Annotated in this window: 19 protein-coding genes, 1 tRNA gene and 1 pseudogene; 10 read left to right on the top strand and 11 right to left on the bottom strand. The window is 65.5% G+C overall.

What is annotated here, in order from left to right:
• Nucleotides 1–14: 14 nt before the first annotated feature.
• Complete coding sequence (locus tag OKW45_RS16985) at nucleotides 15–938, bottom strand: YicC/YloC family endoribonuclease (protein WP_429470009.1); 924 nt, start codon at nucleotides 936–938, stop codon at nucleotides 15–17.
• Between the two features lie 325 nt (nucleotides 939–1,263).
• On the opposite strand from OKW45_RS16985, the gene rph reads away from it, so the two are divergent.
• The 4 genes from rph to OKW45_RS16965 all read left to right on the top strand — a co-directional run bounded on the left by rph (nucleotide 1,264) and on the right by OKW45_RS16965 (nucleotide 4,031).
• Nucleotides 1,264–2,001, top strand: coding sequence for a ribonuclease PH (gene rph, locus OKW45_RS16980; protein WP_429470007.1), 738 nt, complete (start codon nucleotides 1,264–1,266; stop codon nucleotides 1,999–2,001).
• Nucleotides 1,998–2,660, top strand: a complete 663-nt coding sequence (gene rdgB / locus OKW45_RS16975) for an RdgB/HAM1 family non-canonical purine NTP pyrophosphatase (protein WP_018421465.1) — start codon at nucleotides 1,998–2,000, stop codon at nucleotides 2,658–2,660. The genes rph and rdgB overlap by 4 nt, the downstream gene beginning before the upstream one ends.
• Nucleotides 2,657–3,886 carry a radical SAM family heme chaperone HemW gene (hemW, locus tag OKW45_RS16970; protein ID WP_429470005.1) on the top strand — a complete coding sequence of 410 codons (1,230 nt, stop codon included), beginning with the start codon at nucleotides 2,657–2,659 and terminating at the stop codon, nucleotides 3,884–3,886. The genes rdgB and hemW overlap by 4 nt, the downstream gene beginning before the upstream one ends.
• Nucleotides 3,887–3,941: 55 nt before the next feature.
• Nucleotides 3,942–4,031 (top strand) — tRNA-Ser (locus tag OKW45_RS16965).
• Nucleotides 4,032–4,186: 155 nt separating this feature from the next.
• Here the strand turns inward: OKW45_RS16965 and OKW45_RS16960 are convergent.
• The 3 genes from OKW45_RS16960 to OKW45_RS16950 form a co-directional block, all read right to left on the bottom strand.
• Complete coding sequence (locus tag OKW45_RS16960; RefSeq protein ID WP_429356002.1) at nucleotides 4,187–4,591, bottom strand: RidA family protein; 405 nt, start codon at nucleotides 4,589–4,591, stop codon at nucleotides 4,187–4,189.
• Between the two features lie 82 nt (nucleotides 4,592–4,673).
• Nucleotides 4,674–4,904 (bottom strand): hypothetical protein, encoded by a 231-nt coding sequence (locus tag OKW45_RS16955; RefSeq protein WP_026225987.1) that lies wholly within the window; start codon nucleotides 4,902–4,904, stop codon nucleotides 4,674–4,676.
• 214 nt (nucleotides 4,905–5,118) lie between these two features.
• Nucleotides 5,119–6,339, bottom strand: coding sequence for a Bcr/CflA family multidrug efflux MFS transporter (locus OKW45_RS16950; protein WP_429470003.1), 1,221 nt, complete (start codon nucleotides 6,337–6,339; stop codon nucleotides 5,119–5,121).
• Nucleotides 6,340–6,622: 283 nt separating this feature from the next.
• Between OKW45_RS16950 and OKW45_RS16945 the strand changes: the two genes are divergently transcribed.
• The 5 genes from OKW45_RS16945 to OKW45_RS16925 all read left to right on the top strand — a co-directional run bounded on the left by OKW45_RS16945 (nucleotide 6,623) and on the right by OKW45_RS16925 (nucleotide 12,098).
• Entirely contained in the window at nucleotides 6,623–7,093 is a 471-nt protein-coding gene (locus OKW45_RS16945) for a hypothetical protein (RefSeq protein WP_018421507.1), read from the top strand.
• A gap of 161 nt (nucleotides 7,094–7,254) precedes the next feature.
• Nucleotides 7,255–8,538, top strand: coding sequence for a glutamate-1-semialdehyde 2,1-aminomutase (gene hemL, locus OKW45_RS16940; RefSeq protein WP_429470001.1), 1,284 nt, complete (start codon nucleotides 7,255–7,257; stop codon nucleotides 8,536–8,538).
• A gap of 63 nt (nucleotides 8,539–8,601) precedes the next feature.
• The gene (gene ribD / locus OKW45_RS16935; RefSeq protein WP_429469999.1) at nucleotides 8,602–9,753 is read left to right on the top strand and encodes a bifunctional diaminohydroxyphosphoribosylaminopyrimidine deaminase/5-amino-6-(5-phosphoribosylamino)uracil reductase RibD; all 1,152 of its coding nucleotides are present in this window, start codon (nucleotides 8,602–8,604) and stop codon (nucleotides 9,751–9,753) included.
• Between the two features lie 15 nt (nucleotides 9,754–9,768).
• Nucleotides 9,769–10,404 (top strand): riboflavin synthase, encoded by a 636-nt coding sequence (locus OKW45_RS16930; RefSeq protein WP_429469997.1) that lies wholly within the window; start codon nucleotides 9,769–9,771, stop codon nucleotides 10,402–10,404.
• Between the two features lie 155 nt (nucleotides 10,405–10,559).
• Nucleotides 10,560–12,098: a TonB family protein gene (locus tag OKW45_RS16925; RefSeq protein WP_429469995.1), complete on the top strand. Its 1,539-nt coding sequence runs from the start codon at nucleotides 10,560–10,562 to the stop codon at nucleotides 12,096–12,098.
• A gap of 8 nt (nucleotides 12,099–12,106) precedes the next feature.
• Here the strand turns inward: OKW45_RS16925 and OKW45_RS16920 are convergent, their stop codons facing one another.
• Nucleotides 12,107–12,376 (bottom strand): hypothetical protein, encoded by a 270-nt coding sequence (locus OKW45_RS16920; RefSeq protein WP_429469993.1) that lies wholly within the window; start codon nucleotides 12,374–12,376, stop codon nucleotides 12,107–12,109.
• Between the two features lie 143 nt (nucleotides 12,377–12,519).
• Here OKW45_RS16920 and OKW45_RS16915 point away from each other — a divergent pair.
• Nucleotides 12,520–12,870: pseudogene (locus tag OKW45_RS16915) on the top strand (GTPase); the annotation flags it as partial.
• 300 nt (nucleotides 12,871–13,170) lie between these two features.
• Here OKW45_RS16915 and catA read toward each other — a convergent pair.
• The 6 genes from catA to OKW45_RS16885 form a co-directional block, all read right to left on the bottom strand.
• The gene (catA, locus tag OKW45_RS16910) at nucleotides 13,171–14,106 is read right to left on the bottom strand and encodes a catechol 1,2-dioxygenase (protein ID WP_429469991.1); all 936 of its coding nucleotides are present in this window, start codon (nucleotides 14,104–14,106) and stop codon (nucleotides 13,171–13,173) included.
• A gap of 78 nt (nucleotides 14,107–14,184) precedes the next feature.
• Complete coding sequence (gene catC / locus OKW45_RS16905) at nucleotides 14,185–14,475, bottom strand: muconolactone Delta-isomerase (protein WP_090801477.1); 291 nt, start codon at nucleotides 14,473–14,475, stop codon at nucleotides 14,185–14,187.
• 27 nt (nucleotides 14,476–14,502) lie between these two features.
• The gene (locus OKW45_RS16900) at nucleotides 14,503–15,639 is read right to left on the bottom strand and encodes a muconate/chloromuconate family cycloisomerase (RefSeq protein WP_429469989.1); all 1,137 of its coding nucleotides are present in this window, start codon (nucleotides 15,637–15,639) and stop codon (nucleotides 14,503–14,505) included.
• Between the two features lie 262 nt (nucleotides 15,640–15,901).
• Nucleotides 15,902–17,545: a GMC family oxidoreductase gene (locus tag OKW45_RS16895; protein ID WP_018421516.1), complete on the bottom strand. Its 1,644-nt coding sequence runs from the start codon at nucleotides 17,543–17,545 to the stop codon at nucleotides 15,902–15,904.
• Entirely contained in the window at nucleotides 17,535–18,200 is a 666-nt protein-coding gene (locus OKW45_RS16890; protein WP_429469987.1) for a gluconate 2-dehydrogenase subunit 3 family protein, read from the bottom strand. The genes OKW45_RS16895 and OKW45_RS16890 overlap by 11 nt, the downstream gene beginning before the upstream one ends.
• Complete coding sequence (locus OKW45_RS16885; RefSeq protein WP_429469985.1) at nucleotides 18,197–19,234, bottom strand: hypothetical protein; 1,038 nt, start codon at nucleotides 19,232–19,234, stop codon at nucleotides 18,197–18,199. Before OKW45_RS16885 ends, OKW45_RS16890 begins: the two co-directional genes overlap by 4 nt.
• Between the last annotated feature and the right edge of the window lie 28 nt (nucleotides 19,235–19,262).

Here is a 19,262-nt window from a genome sequence, read left to right as displayed (position 1 = left end):
GTCGTGCTCCAGCCTTATTCGAGATTCTGTACCTGCTCGCGCATCTGTTCGATCAAGAGCTTCAGCGTCATCGACGAATCCGCGAGTTCCTTCGCCGCCGCCTTCGAACCGAGCGTGTTCGCTTCGCGGTTCAGCTCCTGCATCATGAAGTCGAGCCGCTTGCCGACCTTGCCGCCCTTCTCGATCACGTGACGCGTTTCGTTCAGGTGCGCGGTGAGGCGCGACAGCTCTTCGGCGATGTCGATGCGAATCCCGTACATCGTCACTTCCTGGCGAATCCGCTCGTTGATCTCTTCGCGCGACACGATCGTCACGGCCGCATCCGGCGCGGCGATGCCGAGCGCTTCCTGCAGACGCTCGACGATTTTCTGCTGATGTCGCGCAATCAGCTCGGGCACGAGCGGGGTGATCTTCACGACGATCGCCTCCATTTCGGTGACGTTGGCGAGCAGCATCGTCGCGAGTTGCGCGCCTTCGCGCGCGCGCACGTCGATCAGGTCCGCGATCGCCTGCTTGCCGCATCCGAGCACCGCTTCGCGCAGCGTCTCGGGCGCGATGCCGCTTTCGGCGAGCACGCCCGGCCAGCGCAGAATTTCGCCGGTGCGCAGACGGCCAGCTTCAGGAAACGTGCCTAGCACCGTGCGTTCCAGCTGCGCGAGTTGCGCGAGCGCGTCGCGGTTGATCGCGCCCGCGTTCGCCGACTGCTCGCTGCGCTGCAGATTCACGCGAATGTCGACCTTGCCGCGCGACAGCTTGTTCATCAGCATCTCGCGCAGCGTCGGTTCGACGACGCGCACGTCTTCCGGCATGCGGAAGTTCAGATCGAGAAAGCGCGAGTTCACCGTGCGCAATTCGACCGACACGCTGACGCCACCCGTGCCCGAGGCTGCCACGAGTTCGCGCGTGGCGCTCGCATAGCCAGTCATGCTGTAGATCATCGTTTTTCTCGCGATTGCGGCCATGCGTTGAACGATGGCCTGGGAAGCGGATCGCCCGGCGTGTACGAGACGCGGGGCGGGGAATCGGCATTATCCCATTTTTGTCGCAGCCATCCCCTCGCGAGCGAGCAGGGATACGGCTCCGGACGTGGTCGTCATATCACTACAGATTGCCGCTCGTCGTTAAGATGCGCTTACGTACTCATGCCGCACGCGTCGCCCCCAACCTCGCGTGCCATCCGTCTGGGCAACCGCCCTATCCGATCGGCGGTAAAATCAGTGTTTTTCTTCCGCCCTCCTCCGGCCCATCCCGACCCATTCCGACATGAGCAACGACACCCAACGCCCCAGCGGCCGCCAGCCCCACCAGTTGCGCGACGTGCGCATCACGCGTCACTACACGAAGCATGCGGAGGGCTCGGTGCTGGTCGAATTCGGCGACACCAAGGTGATCTGCACCGCGAGCGTCAGCGAGAGCGTACCGCCGTTTCTGCGCGATCGTGGCCAGGGCTGGCTCACCGCCGAATACGGCATGCTGCCGCGCGCCACGCATACCCGCAGCGACCGTGAAGCCGCGCGCGGCAAACAAACCGGCCGCACGCAAGAAATCCAGCGGCTGATCGGCCGCGCGCTGCGCTCGGTGTTCGATCTCGAGAAGCTCGGCGCGCGCACGCTCAATCTCGACTGCGACGTGATCCAGGCCGATGGCGGCACACGCACCGCGAGCATCACCGGCGCGTTCGTCGCCGCGCATGATGCGGTCGCCAGATTGCTCGCTACGGGCCGCATCGAAAGCTCGCCGATCCTGGATTACGTCGCCGCGATTTCGGTCGGCGTGTACGACGGCGTGCCGGTGCTCGACCTCGACTACGACGAAGACTCGCAGTGCGACACCGACATGAACGTCGTAATGACGGGGGCGGGCGGCTTCGTCGAAATTCAGGGCACCGCGGAAGGCGTGCCGTTCTCGCGCGAAGAAATGAATGCGCTGCTCGATCTCGCTAGCGACGGCATCAGCACGCTGATCGCGAAGCAGAAAGACGCGCTGGGAGTGCAGCAGTGAATGAGGTTCGTCAGGACGGCGGCGCGAACAATGCTCACGGCGTAACGTCGGGAATGCCTCTGAAAAAGGTCGTGCTCGCGTCGAACAACGCGGGCAAGCTGCGCGAATTTGCGGCGCTGCTCGGCGCGGCCGGCATCGAGTTGATCGCGCAAGGCGAGCTCAACGTGCCGGAAGCGGAAGAACCGCATCCCACCTTCGTCGAAAACGCGCTGACGAAGGCCCGTCACGCCGCGAGGCTCACCGGTCTGCCCGCGCTCGCCGACGATTCGGGCCTCTGCGTGCGCGCGCTGCTCGGCGCGCCGGGCGTCTATTCGGCGCGCTTCGCGCAACTCGCCGGCGGCGAGAAAAGCGACGCGGCGAACAACGCGCGCCTCGTCGACGAACTGCGGGACGTGAGCGACCGCCGCGGCTATTACTACTGCGTGCTCGCACTCGTGCGTCACGCGGACGATCCCGAACCGCTGATCGCCGAAGGCCGCTGGCATGGCGAAATCCTGAACGCGCCGCGCGGCGAGCATGGCTTCGGTTACGACCCGTACTTCTATCTGCCGTCGCTGAACGCGAGCGCCGCCGAACTCGAGCCGGCGGTCAAGAACGCGAGCAGCCATCGCGCGATCGCGCTGCGGCAACTGCTCGCGCGTCTATCGGAGGAAGCGTGATTCCGATCCGATCGACGCCGGCGGACATCGGCAAAGGTGTCGTCAGTGCGTTCACGTCGCCGGGCAGCATCCGTTTGACGTCGCTGCCGCCACTTGCGCTGTACGTGCATTTCCCGTGGTGCGTGCGCAAGTGCCCGTACTGCGACTTCAATTCGCACGAGTGGAAAGGCGAGACGTTTCCGGAGAACGACTACCTCGACGCGCTGCGCGCCGATCTGGAAATGGCGTTGCCGCTGATCTGGGGGCGCCAGGTGCATACGGTGTTCATCGGCGGGGGCACGCCGAGTCTGCTGTCGGCGGCGGGACTCGATCGCATGCTGTCGGATATTCGCGCGCTGCTGCCGCTCGACGCCGACGCGGAAATCACACTCGAAGCGAACCCCGGCACGTTCGAAGCCGATAAGTTCGCGCAGTTTCGCGCAAGTGGCGTGAACCGGCTGTCGGTGGGCATCCAGAGTTTCAACGAAACGCATCTGAAGGCGCTCGGCCGTATTCACGACGCGGCGCAGGCGCGTCACGCGGTCGAAGTCGCCGCGACCACGTTCGACAACTTCAACCTCGACCTGATGTTCGCGCTGCCCAAGCAAACTCTCGCCGAATGCCAGACCGACGTCGAGACGGCGTTGTCGTTTGCACCGCCGCATCTGTCGCTGTATCACCTGACGCTCGAACCGAACACGCTATTCGCCAAGTTTCCTCCCGCGTTGCCCGACGATGACGCGTCCGCAGACATGCAGGACTGGATTCATCAACGCACCGCCGAGGCCGGCTACGGGCGCTATGAGGTGTCCGCGTATGCGCAGCCGCATCGGCAGAGCAAACACAATCTGAACTACTGGCGCTTCGGCGACTATCTCGGCATCGGCGCGGGCGCGCATACGAAGCTGTCGTTTCCTAATCGCATCGTGCGCCAGGCGCGCTACAAACATCCGACCACGTTCATCGAGCAGGCCAGGGCTGGTGCAGGCGTGCAGGAAGAGCATGAGGTCGGGCCGCGCGATCTGCCGTTCGAGTTCATGCTGAACGCGCTGCGCCTGGTAGAAGGATTTCCGGTGCATCGGTTCATCGAGCGCACGGGCCTGTCGATCACGACGATCGAGCCGGCGTTGCAGGAAGCGGAACAGCGCAAGCTGATCACACGCGACCACGAACGGATCGCGCCGACGGCGCTTGGGCAGGCGTTCCTGAACGACTTGCAGGCGCTGTTTCTGAAAGATGCGCAGTGATGGCCGGTCGGCCGGGACTCGCAACGAGGTCTTTTCAGGTTACAATTCGCGGCTTGGAGGTGTGGCCGAGTGGTTTAAGGCACCGGTCTTGAAAACCGGCGAAGGAGCAATCCTTCCGTGAGTTCGAATCTCACCGCCTCCGCCAGGACGCTTGTTTTAATCCGTCCGGATCAATCCGATTCAATCGCGCAAAGCCTTACCAGCTAAGGCTCTCAGCGCAAAACTCCCAAATGTAGTTGTCCGGTTTCGTTGCAATTAATCGCGTTCAGGAGCCCATGCAGTAGCCGGCTAATGTCGAATTCAAACCACCGCCACCGCCTCAACCTCGATCTTGAACCCATAGTGCAACTGCGGCACCGGCACGACCGCGCGCGCCGGCCTTGCCTCGCCGGCCCAGCCCGCATAGATCTGATTGAAGCTCGCCCAATGTTCGACATCGACGACATACACGCGCACCTGCACCAGTTGCGCGACGCTGCTGCCGACGCTTTCGAGCGCCGCCTTCACATTGGCCAGAACCTGTTCGGCCTGCGCGTCGAACGACGCATCGGCGAGCTTTTCGCCTTGCGCGTTGATCGGCAATTGCCCGGACACGAAGACGAAGCCATTCGCGACCGCGACATGACTGTAGTGGCCGCCGGGTTTCGCCAGCGCGGCCGGATTGTCGGTATGGGGCAAACGTAAGGCGTGCGTGCTATCGGTCATCAACCACTCCAGAAGTGAAAATCTCGGAGCGATTCATCGCCGTGCTTCATTCCGCACGAACCCGCGCAGGACGCAACACGCATCACGCGCCCGCCATCTCGAGCTTTTCGCGCGCATCAGCGCAACGACGATTCAGATCGCGATGCATCAACTGGCTATCGAGCAGAGCCGATACATCCGTCAAACCGTGATCAAAGCGCAAGAAGTATTCGATGTCGGTGTAATCGTAATAAGCGCCGCTGTCGGCCAGCCGTTGCGCTTCGGCGAATGCGGCAAATTGCCGTTCGCCGTTCATCAGGTCTTTGATCGCCATGAATGCCGCTCCGAGGAACAGTGACTTCATCATAGCAATGCACACCGCGACGCACGGTGGTGCGCGCGCAACACCAGGTGTTTTCCGGAGACGCGTCCGATGAACTCACGCGTCGGCCGATGCCCACCGCCGGAATAGCACGATCGTCATCCAGTTTTCACGCCGTTTTCACAGCGCTCGCGCAGTGCTCACCCTCGATATCCGAACAACGCGCTCACACAGCCGCAACCGGCGACTTCGTCCCGTGCCAACGCATCACGAGCATGCGTCCGACAAAGCACAGACAGCCCGCCACGCCGACCACGATACCCATGCCCTTCGGCGTGCCGTCCTGCCACAGTCCGACCGCGAGGCTCGACAGTGCGCCGAGCGCGAGTTGCACCGCGCCGAGCACGGCCGCCGCGGCGCCCGCGTTGGCGGGATAGCGATGCATCAGATCGGTCGTGCAGTTGGCGGACAACACGCCCACCACGCTGACGACGAAGAACAGCCCGAACACGATCGACCATAAGCCGCCCCACCCCGTCAGCGACACGACACACACGAACAGCGACGCGACGAAGCTCACGGTCGCCGCGAACGAGATGATCGGCACCGGCCCGAGCCGGCCGACGAGCCGCGTGTTCAGGTAGTTGCCGAAGATGATGCCGACAATGTTCAGCGCGAACAGGAATCCATAGTGCTGCGCGGACACGTGGAAATACTCGATGTATACGAACGGCGTCGCCGTGATGTACGCGAACATCGACGCGAACGCCATGCCGCCGCACAACATGTGTCCCCACGCGACCGGATCGCGCAGCAGCGTGCCATACGCGCCGAACGACTTCAGCAGCGCCGATTGCGCGCGCATCTCGCGCGGCCACGTCTCCGGCACCTTCAGGAATGCGGTCACCGCGCACACGGAACCGAACAGCGTCAGCGCGACGAACACGGCGCGCCAGCCGCCCAGCAGCAGCAACTGTCCACCGATCAGCGGCGCGAGCAGTGGACCGATCGCCGTGACGATCGCGATCATCGACAGGACGCGCGCCGCGTCGCCCGGCTCGTGCGCGTCGCGCGCGATCGCGCGAGCCAGCACCGACGCCGCGCCCGCGCCCAACGCCTGCACGAAGCGGAAACCGACCAGCGAGCCGATCGAGACCGACAGCGAGCAGGCGATGCTGGCGAGCGCATACATGATGATGCCGCCAAGCAGGATGGGCCGACGGCCATACGTATCGGACAGCGGACCGTACAGCAGCATGCCGATCGAAAAGCCGAACATGAAGCTCGTGAGCGTCGATTGCGCGGCGCCCGTGCCGACCGCGAATGCCTGCGCGATGGTCGGCAGGCTCGGCAGATACATGTCGATGGAGATCGGCCCGCACGCGGCCAGCGCGCCGAGCAACAGGATCAGCCGGCCATCGGGCCGGCGTCTGACGACGTGAGACATGGGAAATCCGAATGGAACGCCGCGCCGGCATCGGCAGCGGAACGGGTGAAGCGGGAACAGCCATCAGTTGACCGGCTCGATTGTACGCGACGGTTAATCCGCTGACGGCGCTCGTGGCCCGCTGCGTGGACGTTGCGCGACAGCGCCGCGCGGCGCAATCAGCCTCGATCGGTTAGGCTGCCGCCAGCATGTCCAACGCGCTCACGTATGCGCAGCTTGACGGCCCGACATAAAAGGCTCGACGTCGCGCAACCGCCCTCCCCTGATCCCGTTCGAACCCGCGATGACCGCCTTCCTGCTGATCTGGAGCCCCAAAAAATGGCCGTGGCCCGAGTTGCCCGACATCGCGAAACGCGTGGCGGCCGGCGACGCGGTGGCCGACGCGTGGGGCTGCGGCTTTGCGCGCGGCATCCTGCCCGGCGATCGCGTGTTCCTGCATCGCGTCGCGCAGGAGCCGAAGGGCATCTTCGGTTCGGGCTACGTGACGCGCGCGCCCTACGAAGTCCCCGACGCGTCGACCAAACGCGGCTACCGGCTGTGCATCGATTTCGTCTACGACTGGCTCGTCGATGCGCATCACGCGCCGGTCATCACGCGCGATCAGCTGCGTGTGCATCCGTTGTCGGTGCAGACGTGGGATGCGCAAAGCTCGGGCACGATCATCAAGCCGATCGCCGAAGGCGCGCTGGAGAAGCGCTGGGCCGAATTGACCGGCAGGCGCAAGTCGCCGACGATACCCGCACCGGGCAGCTAGGCGAAACACGCGCCGGCGCGACCGCCCGTCCGCACAGCCCGCCGGCGCCGACTCCGGTACAATTTCTCGATCCATCCCAGCATCGCGCGAAGTGTCCGCGGGAATCGTCCGAGGCCCCTCGCGCCGCTGCGCAACCCCTGCTCCCTATTCCAGCCATCGCCATGTCCAGAAACGAAACCCTCTTCGAACGCGCGCAACGCACGATCCCCGGCGGCGTGAATTCGCCGGTGCGCGCTTTCCGTTCCGTCGGCGGCACACCGCGTTTCGTCGAGCGCGCGCAAGGCCCGTACTTCTGGGACGCGGACGGCCAGCGCTACACCGACTACATCGGCTCGTGGGGCCCCATGATCCTCGGCCACGTTCATCCCGAAGTGCTGGAAGCCGTGCAGCGCGTGCTCGTGAATGGCTTTTCGTTCGGCGCGCCGACCGAGTCGGAAGTCGAGATCGCCGAGGAAATCTGCAAGCTGGTGCCGTCGATCGAACAGGTGCGCATGGTGTCGAGCGGCACCGAGGCGACGATGAGCGCGCTGCGTCTCGCGCGCGGCTTCACGAACCGCAGCCGCATCGTCAAGTTCGAAGGCTGCTATCACGGCCACGCGGACAGCCTGCTCGTGAAGGCCGGCTCGGGCCTCCTGACCTTCGGCAATCCGACCTCGGCGGGCGTGCCGGTCGATATCGCCAAGCACACCACCGTGCTCGAATACAACAACGTCGCCGAGCTCGAAGAAGCGTTCAAGGCGTTCGGCAACGAGATCGCCTCGGTGATCGTCGAGCCGGTCGCGGGCAACATGAACCTCGTGCGCGCGACCCCTGAATTCCTGCAGGCGCTGCGGCGCCTGTGCACCGAGTACGACGCGGTGCTGATTTTCGACGAAGTGATGTGCGGCTTCCGCGTCGCGCTCGGCGGCGCGCAGCAACTCTACGGCATCACGCCGGACCTCACCTGTCTCGGCAAGATAATCGGTGGCGGCATGCCCGCGGCGGCGTTCGGCGGCCGGCGCGACATCATGGCTCACCTCGCGCCGCTCGGCGGCGTCTATCAGGCGGGCACGCTGTCGGGCAATCCGATCGCGGTCGCGGCCGGCCTGAAGACGCTGCAGCTGATCCAGGCGCCCGGCTTCTACGACACGCTCGCCGCGCGCACCACGCGTCTCGCGCAAGGGCTCGCGCGGGCGGCACGCGAAGCGGACGTGCCGTTCGCGGCCGATGCGCTCGGCGGCATGTTCGGCATCTACTTTCGGGAATCGATCCCAACGAGCTTCGCCGAGGTCACGAAGAGCGATGTGCCGCGCTTCAACGCGTTCTTCCACAAGATGCTCGACGCGGGCGTGTACTTCGCGCCGTCCGCGTATGAGGCCGGCTTCGTGTCGAGCGCGCACGACGACGCGGTGATCGACGCGACGATCGACGCCGCGCGCGGCGCGTTCACAGCGTTGAAGGGCTGAAGCCGGGCCCGAAGCAAAGGCCGCAACCCGCACGACCCAGACACCGCACCACAACGGACACCGATGTTCTCGCAAACCGATTTCGTCCACATGGAACGCGCGCTCGCGCTCGCGAAGCGCGGCATGTACACGACCGACCCGAACCCGCGGGTCGGTTGCGTGCTCGTCAGAAACGGCGAGGTGATCGGCGAAGGCTTCACGCAGCCGGCCGGCCAGGATCACGCCGAAATTCGCGCGCTGAAGGACGCGCGCTCGCGCGGCCACGACCTGCGCGGCGCGACCGCCTACGTGACGCTCGAACCGTGCAGCCATTTCGGCCGCACGCCGCCGTGCGCGAACGCGCTGATCGAAGCGCAGATCGGCCGCGTGATCGCGGCGATGGAAGATCCGAACCCGCACGTCTCCGGCCGCGGTCTCGCGATGCTGCGCGAAGCCGGTATCGAAGTGCGCTGCGGTCTGCTCGCGAACGAAGCGCGGGAGCTGAACATCGGCTTCGTGTCGCGCATGACGCGCGGCCGTCCGTGGGTGCGCATGAAAGTGGCGGCGTCGCTCGATGGCCGCACCGGCTTGCCGTCGGGTGAGAGCCAGTGGATCACGAGCGCGGCCGCGCGGGCCGACGGTCATGCGTGGCGTGCGCGCGCGTCGGCGATCCTGACCGGCATCGGCACTGTGCGAGGGGACAATCCGCGCATGACAGTGCGCGCGGTCGATACACCACGCCAACCGCACCGCGTGCTGATCGACAGCCAGCTCGACGTGCCGCTCGACGCGCAGATCCTGGCCGGCGCGCCGACCCTGATCTTCTGCGGCGAGCTCGACGCGCGGCTCGAAAAACGCGCGAGCGCGCTGCGCGAGCGCGGCGCCGAGATCGTGCCGCTGCCGAACGCGTTCGGCAAGGTGGATCTCCCGCGCATGCTGAGCGTGCTCGGCGAGCGTCACGTCAACGAGCTGCACGTCGAAGCCGGCTACAAGCTGAACGGCTCGCTGCTGCGCGAAGGCTGCGTCGATGAACTGCTGGTCTATCTCGCGCCGAGCCTGCTCGGCGTGGACTCGATGAGCATGTTCAACCTGGACGCGCCCGACCGGCTCGAAGACCGCGTGAAGCTGAATTTCCACACGGTCGAGCGGATCGGCGACGATCTGCGGATCCTCGCGCGTTTCGCGCCGGCAGCCTTACCCGGGACCGATGCCGTGTCCCCCACCGTTTCGAAATGATCAAGGACTAGCACGATGTTTACAGGAATCGTCGCGGCAGTGGGCCGCATCGAATCAGTCGAGCCGCTCGGCACGGGCGGCGACGCGGGCGTGCGCCTGAACGTCGAGGCGGGCGGGCTCGACCTCGCCGATGTGCAGCTCGGCGACAGCATCACGATCCAGGGCGCCTGCATGACGGTGGTCGCGAAGACCGCTCATTCGTTCGAGGTCGACGTGTCGCGCGAGAGCCTGAACCGCACGGCCGGTCTCGGCGAAACCGGCGAGGTCAATCTCGAGAAAGCGCTGCGCGCGCATGACCGGCTCGGTGGACATATCGTGTCCGGACACGTCGACGGGCTCGGTATCGTCACGCGTTTCGCCCCGGTCGGCGAATCGCACGAGCTGCGCATTCTCGCGCCGCGCGACATCGGTCGTTATCTCGCGTACAAGGGATCGATTACGGTCAATGGCGTGAGCCTGACCGTGAACTCCGTCGTTGATCGCGACGACGGCTGCGAGTTTTCGATCAATCTGATTCCGCATACCGTGCAGGTGACGGCGCTCAAGCATCTGCACGACGGGGGAAAAGTGAATCTGGAGATCGATCTGATTGCGCGCTATGTGGAGCGGATGCTCAATGCGCCGCGCGATGGCGATCCATCCTCGACGTAACCTGGCCACGTGCCTCGAGACCGTTACGCGATACCTGGAGCACATGCTCGGTGCGTATCGGGAAAGCGATCGATCTGCGCAGCAAGCCGGTTTGGGCGAGGCGAATCCGGGGCCGTGACCCAGCGCGCGTGCACGATCCGAAGCTGACAAACACAATGAAAGAGCCGCACCTGCTCAGTCGCTGGAATCCGCTGCGTGTGCACCTGACGAAGGCGTCGCTAATCCTCGCCTGCATCGTCGGTACCGGCGTAGCCAGTGCCACGATCACGTCGACACCGCACTTCGTGTCCGCGCAGAGCCTGGCCTGCACCTACGGCTTGTCCAACGACGATCTGAAGTCCGCCGGCGCTGCGGTCGCGCAGTCGCCGCGTCCCAATGCGATCGTGCGCGCATGGGTCGACGAACGTGGACAGATCAGCGACGCGGCCGTCGAAGTCTCGTCCGGCAATCCGGCGTTCGACAACCTTGCCCTTCAGGCATCGCGGCGTGCCCAGTGCAGCCCCTTCACGGGCATGGACAATCAGCCTGTGGCGGTCGAAACGAATTTCGTTTTCAAGCTGCCGCACGCGAGCGGCGATACGGCTCGCTCCGGCGCAGGCGTCGCGGCGGCCGCGAGCAACGCGGACTCCACACGACTGCCGTCTTCTCCCGCGGGCGCGACCGGTTCTTCGCTGCTGTCAACCGCCCTGCCGTTTCTACCCGGCCAACCGCTCGATGCCGCCGAACTGGCCAACCGCTTGGGCATCGCGGCCGGCTCGTCCAAAGCGAAGCTGCTCGCGGACTGGGCGCAGAAACTGACAGCCGATCCGGACATTCAGCGTTACTACTTTTCGTCCGATAGCAATGCGGCTACGGCGGGTTCCGCTGTGCTCGCTCGCGCGCTAGGCGTGCTGGACGGCATGGCGCGCATCTCGCAGCAGGACCGCGAACAGCTGATGAGCCTGACGTCGCGCGCGCTGAACGACGCACCGCCCGATTGCGGCGGGCTCAAGAATCTGCAACTGATCACGTCGCGCTATCTGTCGATGGATAAGGAGACCGACGCGGAACTGCAGGCGCAACTGCAGGCGATGTTCAACCTCGTCAAACAGTCGACGCAAACCACGCCGCTGCCGCAAGTCACGCCAGGACAACGGCTGCGCGGGCAGCTGGCGCTGTCGGCGTCGCTCGCGGACGCGCTGAATCGCGACCCTTCCGAGGCCGATGATCTGGGGCTGTTGACGAGCGGCCGCCAAGGCGAGCTTTCGCCCGAGGCGTGGTGCAAGGCCATGCGCTTTTACCGCCAGGCGTTCGATAAAACGCCGCAACCCGCGCGCGAATGGATCACGCTAGCGGAACTCGACAGCAGCAGACGTTCGGCGGCGTCACTGATCTCGGCGCTGACAAGTTTCGCTTCGGCGGCGCCTCGACAACCGGCGTCCGCGCCGAAAGTATTCGACTACGCAGAACTCGTCCGGCAACGCGTGCAGTCCAATATCGTCTGGAATGGCAAGACCGGGCATCGCGAAACCGTGGTCGAAGTGCACTGCACGTCGTCTGGAAGTCTCGAATCGGTAAAGATCGTTCGATCAAGTGGCGATCGGGCGTGGGACAAAGCCGCCATCGAGGCGGTCAAGCGCTCCGACCCGATGCCGCGCGATGAAAACGGTGAGACACCACGATTGTTCACGATCACGCTGAGGCCTGGCGTTTGAAGGGCGCTTCAGAAAGTTTCCGACCGCACCTGCGACCTCAGATCGAGCAAGCCTTCCTCATGCATCGCCAACGACGCCTCGAGACGTCGCGCGAGCATCGTCAGCTGAGCGATCGACGCGCGGCACCGTTGCGCGGCATGGCCGGACAGACTCAGCACGCACTCGCGAATCGCGTGGCTGAGCGCGGCGCGAAGGCGTCCGTAGTCGACGTCCGCAACTTCCCGCACCGCTCCCATTTGCGCCCGCACGCCCGACGACGATATCGTCGAAACCCACATCGTCAGCGAGTTCGATGGTCGCGACCGAAGCGTCGGGCTCGATCAGATAATCATCGCCCAACAGCCTGTCTGCCTCGCGACGATACAGCTCGAAGATCGACTGCGACAGAGCGTTGCACAGCCCGATCACGTCATGCGTCGCCGGCAAGAGCAGCCTGCTCAACGAGCTGTTGGGCCGCGATGCGTTCGCGGTCTCCGACCGGCGCGAAACAGTGCGCCTGGGCGATAGCGTGCATCAGGGAGTGCGCTGGCTCGACGCACCCGGACTCGACGCCGACGTCGGCAGCGAAGACGACCGCGAAGCGTTGCGCGCCGCGTGGCTGAAGTCCGATATTCGCCTGTTCGTGCATGCCGCGAAAGAGGGCGAACTCCACGCGAAAGAACTGACGATGTTGACCGAGCTCGACGCCGACCGCGTCAGGACCGGGCGGCAAACGCTGTTCGTGCTGTCGCAAGTCGACCAGCTCCCCGACGACGCCGCGTTGCTCGACATCACCGGACCGGCGCTCGCGTATAAACGGCGCAAGCGGGCCGAAGTGCTGCTGCATCATCTGGAAGAGAACGCGCTCGGCAGCTTGCAAAGCAACCCGGTTCGCTGTCGTCGATCAGAATCAGCAGACGCGCCAGATCGTGGGCCCGATCGGGCTGCACGGACGCGAGATCGCGTGCTGCCTGCTCACGAAGTTTGCTCGACACCGTCTACCCCTCGACGCATCAGGGATTCGGCCGGCAGGACCGCCGGCCGTTGGCAACGAAAGGCGGCGGCCGTGTCGCCACGGCGCCGCCTCGTGCGATTACGCTTCGGCCGAAGCGCGCGGACGATGGACGAGCTGGTTGTCCTTACCCTGGACGAGCGGGGTGATCGTGAAGTTGAACTCGATTTCCTTGTACTCGTCGGCCTTCAGGCCCAGCGCCGCGCCACCGCTTTTCTCGACGACCGGCGGAATCAGCTCTTCGCGCGTTGCATACGCGAAGTCGTCCCAGATCAGCGGATCGCCTTCGATGTTGAACTGCGTGGTCAGCTTGCGATGGCCGTCGCTGCTGACGAAGAAGTGCACGTGCGCCGGACGGTTGCCGTGACGGCCCAGCACGTTCAGCAGCTGCTGCGTCGAGCCGTGCGGCGGGCAGCCGTAGCCTACCGGCATCAGCGTGCGGAATTCGTACTTGCCGTCGGCGCCGGTCTTCACCGCGCCGCGCAGGTTGAAGTCGCTCTGCGCGCCGGTCGGATCGAAGTGCGAGTAGAAGCCCTTTGAGTTCGCGTGCCAGCACTCGACGACCGCGCCGGCGACCGGCTTGCCGTCCAGATCCTTGACCGTGCCGCGGATCACCAGCGGGCCCGCGTCTTCGTCGGCGTTGATGTCGATCTTCGAGACGCCCTCGTGCATCGTCGCGCCGGCGACATACAGCGGGCCTTCGATCGTACGCGGCGTGCCGCCTTCGAGACCGATCTTCTTGTCCTCGGCGTCCATGCGGATGTCGAGATACTTCTCGAGACCGAGGCCGGCCGCCAGCAGCGCCGCTTCGCCGTCCTGACCGAGCTTGTTCAGATAGTTGACGCCGGCCCAGACTTCGTCGGGCGTGATGTCGAGGTCATCGATTGCCTTGAACAGGTCGCCCAGCAGACGGAAAACGATCTGCTGGAAACGCGCGTTGCCATTCCCGGCATCGACGTTGGAAGCGGCTTTCAGCAGATCCTGCACTTCTTTGGTTTCAAATACTTTGACGCTCACGATGACTGTCTCCAGTTGGTATAGGGGGAAAAGATGGCTTTGGATGCGCTCGCCGTCAAAAGCGCCTGGCCCCTGGGCTCAGATGTCGCCGTCCCGAATCGACGACGGGTGACGACACAGAGGCGTCACCGAAATCTTCATGTACGGGAACAGAGGCAAGCCGGACAGAATGTCGTGAAGTTCGGCATTGCTCTCTACATCGAAGATGCTGTAATTCGCGTACTCGCCAACGAGGCGCCAGATATGACGCCACTTGCCGCTACGCTGGAGCTCCTGCGAGTAAGCCTTCTCGCGGGTCTTGATTTCGTTCGCCACTTCGGCCGGCATGTCGACCGGCAGGTGCACGTCCATTCGCACATGGAAAAGCATCGTTGAATCCTCTTGATCTAAATCCGTTTAGCGGGTGACCTTCATCAACCCGTCTCGCGTGAATCGTTTGACCTTCGCCTCGTCGAGTTCGATGCCGAGACCCGGGCCGTTCGGCACGGTCAGTTCGAAGTCGCTGTAGTCGAGCGGCGTGGTCAGAATTTCTTCGGTGATCAGCAGCGGCCCGAACAGCTCGGTGCCCCATTGCAGATTCGCGAAGCTCGCGAACAGGTGCGCCGACGCCACCGTGCTGAACGCGCCTTCGAGCATCGTGCCGCCGTACAGCTCGATGCCGGCGGCATCCGCGATCGCGGCCACGCGCTGCGCGGCGAACAGGCCGCCGCTCTGTTCGATCTTGATCGCGAACACATCGGCGCCGCCGTTCTTCGCGATCTCGAACGCGCTGTCCGGGCCTTGCAAGACTTCGTCGGCCATCAGCGCGACCGGGAAGCGGCGCATCAGTCGCGCGAGCGCCGCGGCGGACGCGACCGGCTGCTCGACCAGATCGCAGCCCGCGTCGGCCAGTGCCGGAATCGCCCAGGCGGCCTGGGTCTCGCTCCACGCCATGTTCACGTCGACGCGCACCGCGGCGCGCTCGCCGACCGCTTTCTTGATCTCGGCGACGTGCTGGATGTCGGTCTTCAGTTCCTTCGCGCCGATCTTCAGCTTGAAGACGTTGTGGCGGCGCACGTCGAGCATGTGCCCGGCTTCGGCGATGTCCTTCGCGGTATCGCCCGACGCGAGCGTCCACGCAACCGGCAGGCGCTCACGACGACGGCCGCCGAGCAGCTCGCTCACCGGCACGCCGAGACGTTTGCCTTGTGCGTCGAGCAGCGCGGTTTCGAGCGCGCTCTTCGAGAAATGATTGAGCTTGACCAGCTTGCCGAGGTGCGCCATCAGCGCCTGGATCTGCGTCGCGTCCTTGCCGATCATCGCCGGGGCGAAGTAGGCGTCGATCGCGAGCTTCATTGCTTCGGGGCTTTCCGGGCCATAGGCCATGCCGGCGATCGTGGTGCCTTCGCCAATCCCGACGATGCCGTCGCTGCAGTACACCTTGACCAGCATCAGCGTCTGCCCGTACATCGTGGCGACCGACAGCTTGTGAGGGCGGATCGTCGGCAAATCGACGAGGCGGGTTTCGATACGTTCGATGGTCGCTTGGGGCATGGCGGCTGCGGGGGGGAAGTGAGTTCATTGGATGTTTTTATACCCTTCGCCCGTTTGGGCCGTCCAATACTTTTCCTGTCCTTTTTCATACCTGCAGGGTATGGTGAGGTCAGCAAGCCCGGCCTTTCTATGGTTATCGCACTGCACCATGCAGCTGGGGCATCGAAAAAGAGGCCGTTTTTGCGCCGCAAACATGACGTGAGTCAATGTTCGATGCATGCAGAGCATGTTGTGTAACCACCCGGATCGCGCAGTGAGTACGCTACAACTCGCCGCGCGCGGCCAGCGCGGCGATGCGCTCGGCGGTGCGGCACGCGATCGCCTGAATCGTCAGCGACGGATTCACGCCGCCGACGGTCGGAAACACCGAGCCGTCGCACACCCACAGGTTGCGGATGTCCCAACTGCGGCAGTCCGCGTCGACGACGCTCGTCGACGGATCGTCACCCATGCGCGCGGTGCCGTTCAGGTGGCAGGTGTCGTCGGTCTCGCGCCAGATCTCCTTGCCGCCGGCGGCCGCGAGCGCCTGCTCCATGAAGTCGAGCGAATGAGCGATGAGCCGCTTGTCGTTGTCGCACCATGAATAGGTGACGCGCGCGATCGGCAGCCCGTACTGGTCTTTCTCGTCGGCAAGCGTCACGCGGTTGGGCTCCTGCGGCAGCATCTCGCCGACGATCTTCAGCCCCGCCTGGTGGTTGTACTTGAGCATCTCCGCGCCGAGCGCGTCGCCCCACAAGCCGCGGCCGTTCTGCACCGCGACCCATGCGTTCGGCAGCGGCCCCTGGCTCATGTAGCAGTAGCCGCCGAAAAAATCTTTGCCCTTGTCTTCGTAGTTCCAGTGCTCGGTGAGCGCGAGCGACGGCGGCCCCTTGTACCAGCGGATGTCTTCATCGAAGGTGCCGTAGACGGCCTGATTCGACTGCGCCATCAGGTTTTTGCCCACAAGTCCCGAACTGTTCGCGAGTCCGTCGGGAAAGCGGCTGTTGGCCGACATCAGCAACAGGCGCGGCGTTTCGATCGCGTAGCCGGCCACCACCACGTGCTTCGCGCGCTGGAATCGCCAGCGTCCTTCGCGCAGATATTCGACGCCGGTGGCGAGCCCCGCGTCGTTGGTGACGACGCGGCCGACCATCGCCAGATCGCGCACCTCGGCGCCGGCTCGCAGCGCACGCGGGATCCACGTGACGAGCGCGCTTTGCTTCGCGTTGGTCGCGCAGCCGGACACGCAAAAGCCGCGGTACACGCACGGATGCGCGCGGCCGCGCGGCGCGGAGAGGGTCGCGAGCGGCGTCGGGCTCCAGCCGATGCCTAGCGCCTCGGCGCCGCGCGCGAGCACCAGCGCCGCCGCGTTCAGCTCATGCGCGCGATACGGATAGCGCGGCCGCTTCGGCCCCCACGGATAGTTCACCGGTCCGGAGATTTTCAGCGCGTCCTCGACCTGGCCGTAGTAGTGCCACATCTCGCGCCAGTCGAGCGGCCAGTCGGCACCATAGCCGAGCACGCTGCGCGACTTGAACCACTCGGGCCGAAAACGCAGCGACACCATCGCGAAATGGACCGTGCTGCCGCCCACCGCCTTGCCGCTGTTGTTGTTGCCGAGCTTCAGCGGATTGTCGCCGTCGCAGATACGCTCGTCGGTCCAGAACAGTTTTTCCTGATGCGCTTCGTCCGACGCGAACTCTTCGAGCGGGCGCCACCACGCGCCGGCATCGAACGCGACGACCTTGAAGCCTTTCTCCGCGAGCCGGCACGCGAGCGTGCCACCGCCGGCGCCGGTGCCGACGATCGCGAAATCGACCTCCTCGCCGTCAGGGTACGTGCGCATCGGCACCCAGCCGCCGCGCTGAAACACGTCGGGTGCGCGGCCGTCCTTGCCGCGCGGCCGTTGCTGCGCGTCATCGGACACGGCGGTTCTCCTTCGCGGCCTGCTCATGGGTGTCGGGCGTCGCTTCGACCGCCTCCCACGGATCGCGCCGGTTCAGGTACATGCGCACATAGCCGCGCGGATTCGCCGGGCCGCCGAAGCCGATCTCGCTCCACGCGTGCGGGTGCGAGTAGTAGAGCCCGCAGATGTCGTGCAGCACGCGCTCGCCGAAGAACAGCTTCGACGGCATGCCGCGCCACGCGGGGTTCGTCAGTTCGCCGCGCTGCATCTGGCCGAGCAGCGCGATCTGCGTGTCCTCCGTGAGGCTCGCGAACGGCAGGCCGCCGCGCTCGCGGCACTCGGCATCGAGCGCGGCGAGGCCGATACGCCAGGCGTCGCGCATCGGCGGCAAACGGGCGTCGCGGTAGCCGTCGTTGCCATTGCCGGCGAGCCGCGCGTCGAGCAGGACGGCGAGGGGCACCACCGGTTGAGCATTCGCTTGCGGCACGATGCGGGCGCACAGCGACGTGACCGCGAGCCATTCCACCGCGTTGAAAAAGCGCGGCTCGAGCGGTGTCGCGAGGCGTTCGGCGATCACCGCGCGGGTGTGCGCGTCCCACGACGGCGTCGTGCGTTTGTCGAGCACGTCATAGCCGGGATAGCGGGTGGCTCGGGTCGAGCGTGGTCGGTTAGTCATTTTTCAGTCTCCCGCAGACGCAGTGCGGCGAGCCCGGCGAGCGCCAGCGCGGAAAAGCTCGGCGGCGCGGGCAGCGGCGGCCCGTCGAACAGATTCTGGCTCCAGTTGCGCCAGCCGCCCTGACGACGCGCGATCCCGCGCGCGTGAAAACCCGCGCCGACAAAGCCGAGCACGGTCGTGATGCGTAACCAGAGCCGCGTGTACCAGCGCTCGCGCGGAGCGGACAGCGCGGCATGCGCGAGCAGCGCGGCGGTGATGGGCGGAATGCTGACCGGCGCGTACATCGCGCGATGCTGAAACGCGCCACGAAAATGCAGCAGCGCGGCCTCCCCCACCGTGCCGACGAGACCCGCCGCGACCAGCAGACCGAGCGCCTGACCGGCCGGCATGCCGAGCAGTTGCGGGTCGTCCGCGGGCTCGTCGCGCAAGCGTTCGGCGACGGCACCGAGCGCGCCTGACAGCAGCAACGCGCTCGGCGCGCCGAGCGGTGCCGCGTGAAACAGGTTGTTCCAGCTCCAGCCGCCCGGCCGCTTCATCACGTTGTAGAAATGGAAGCCCGTGCCAGCGATGCCCGTCGCCGCCGCGGCCAGATAGATCGCATGGCGCGCGCGGTGCGTCTGGCCGCGACGATCCGCGCCACCATGCAGGCCCGCGGCGAGCGACAGACTCGCGCTGACGAGTGGCGTGAACATCGCGGGGTTGTCGAACGAGCCGCGGTAGTGCTCCATCGCGCTGTCGGCGAGCACCGACAGCGCGAGCAGCGCGGAGCTGTGGTTGAAGGTGCGGGCCGCTTCGACGTGTGCCTCCACCTCGGCGGTGGGTTCGCTCGCGTGCACGCGCGCCGGCGCGCGCTGATGGCTGCGGACGGCACACGTCGGGAACGTCACGGATGCCCGACGCCCGTGGTGTTGCGGGCCGGTCTCACGCCGTTCGCGATGCGACTCAGGTCTTCCCGCGCCGCGCGCGGCCAACGCCGCGACGGCCGTGACCGCCGCCGCCGTGCACAGCAATCCGGGTACGCGTGAAGAGCCCATCGATATCGCTTCCTTGTCGTGGCCTGCT

This window comes from Paraburkholderia lebeckiae (assembly GCF_050436225.1).
In the GTDB taxonomy this organism is placed as follows: domain Bacteria; phylum Pseudomonadota; class Gammaproteobacteria; order Burkholderiales; family Burkholderiaceae; genus Paraburkholderia; species Paraburkholderia tuberum.
The sequence above is the reverse complement of the archived record's forward strand: the minus strand, read 5'-3'. Positions and strand labels throughout refer to the sequence as shown.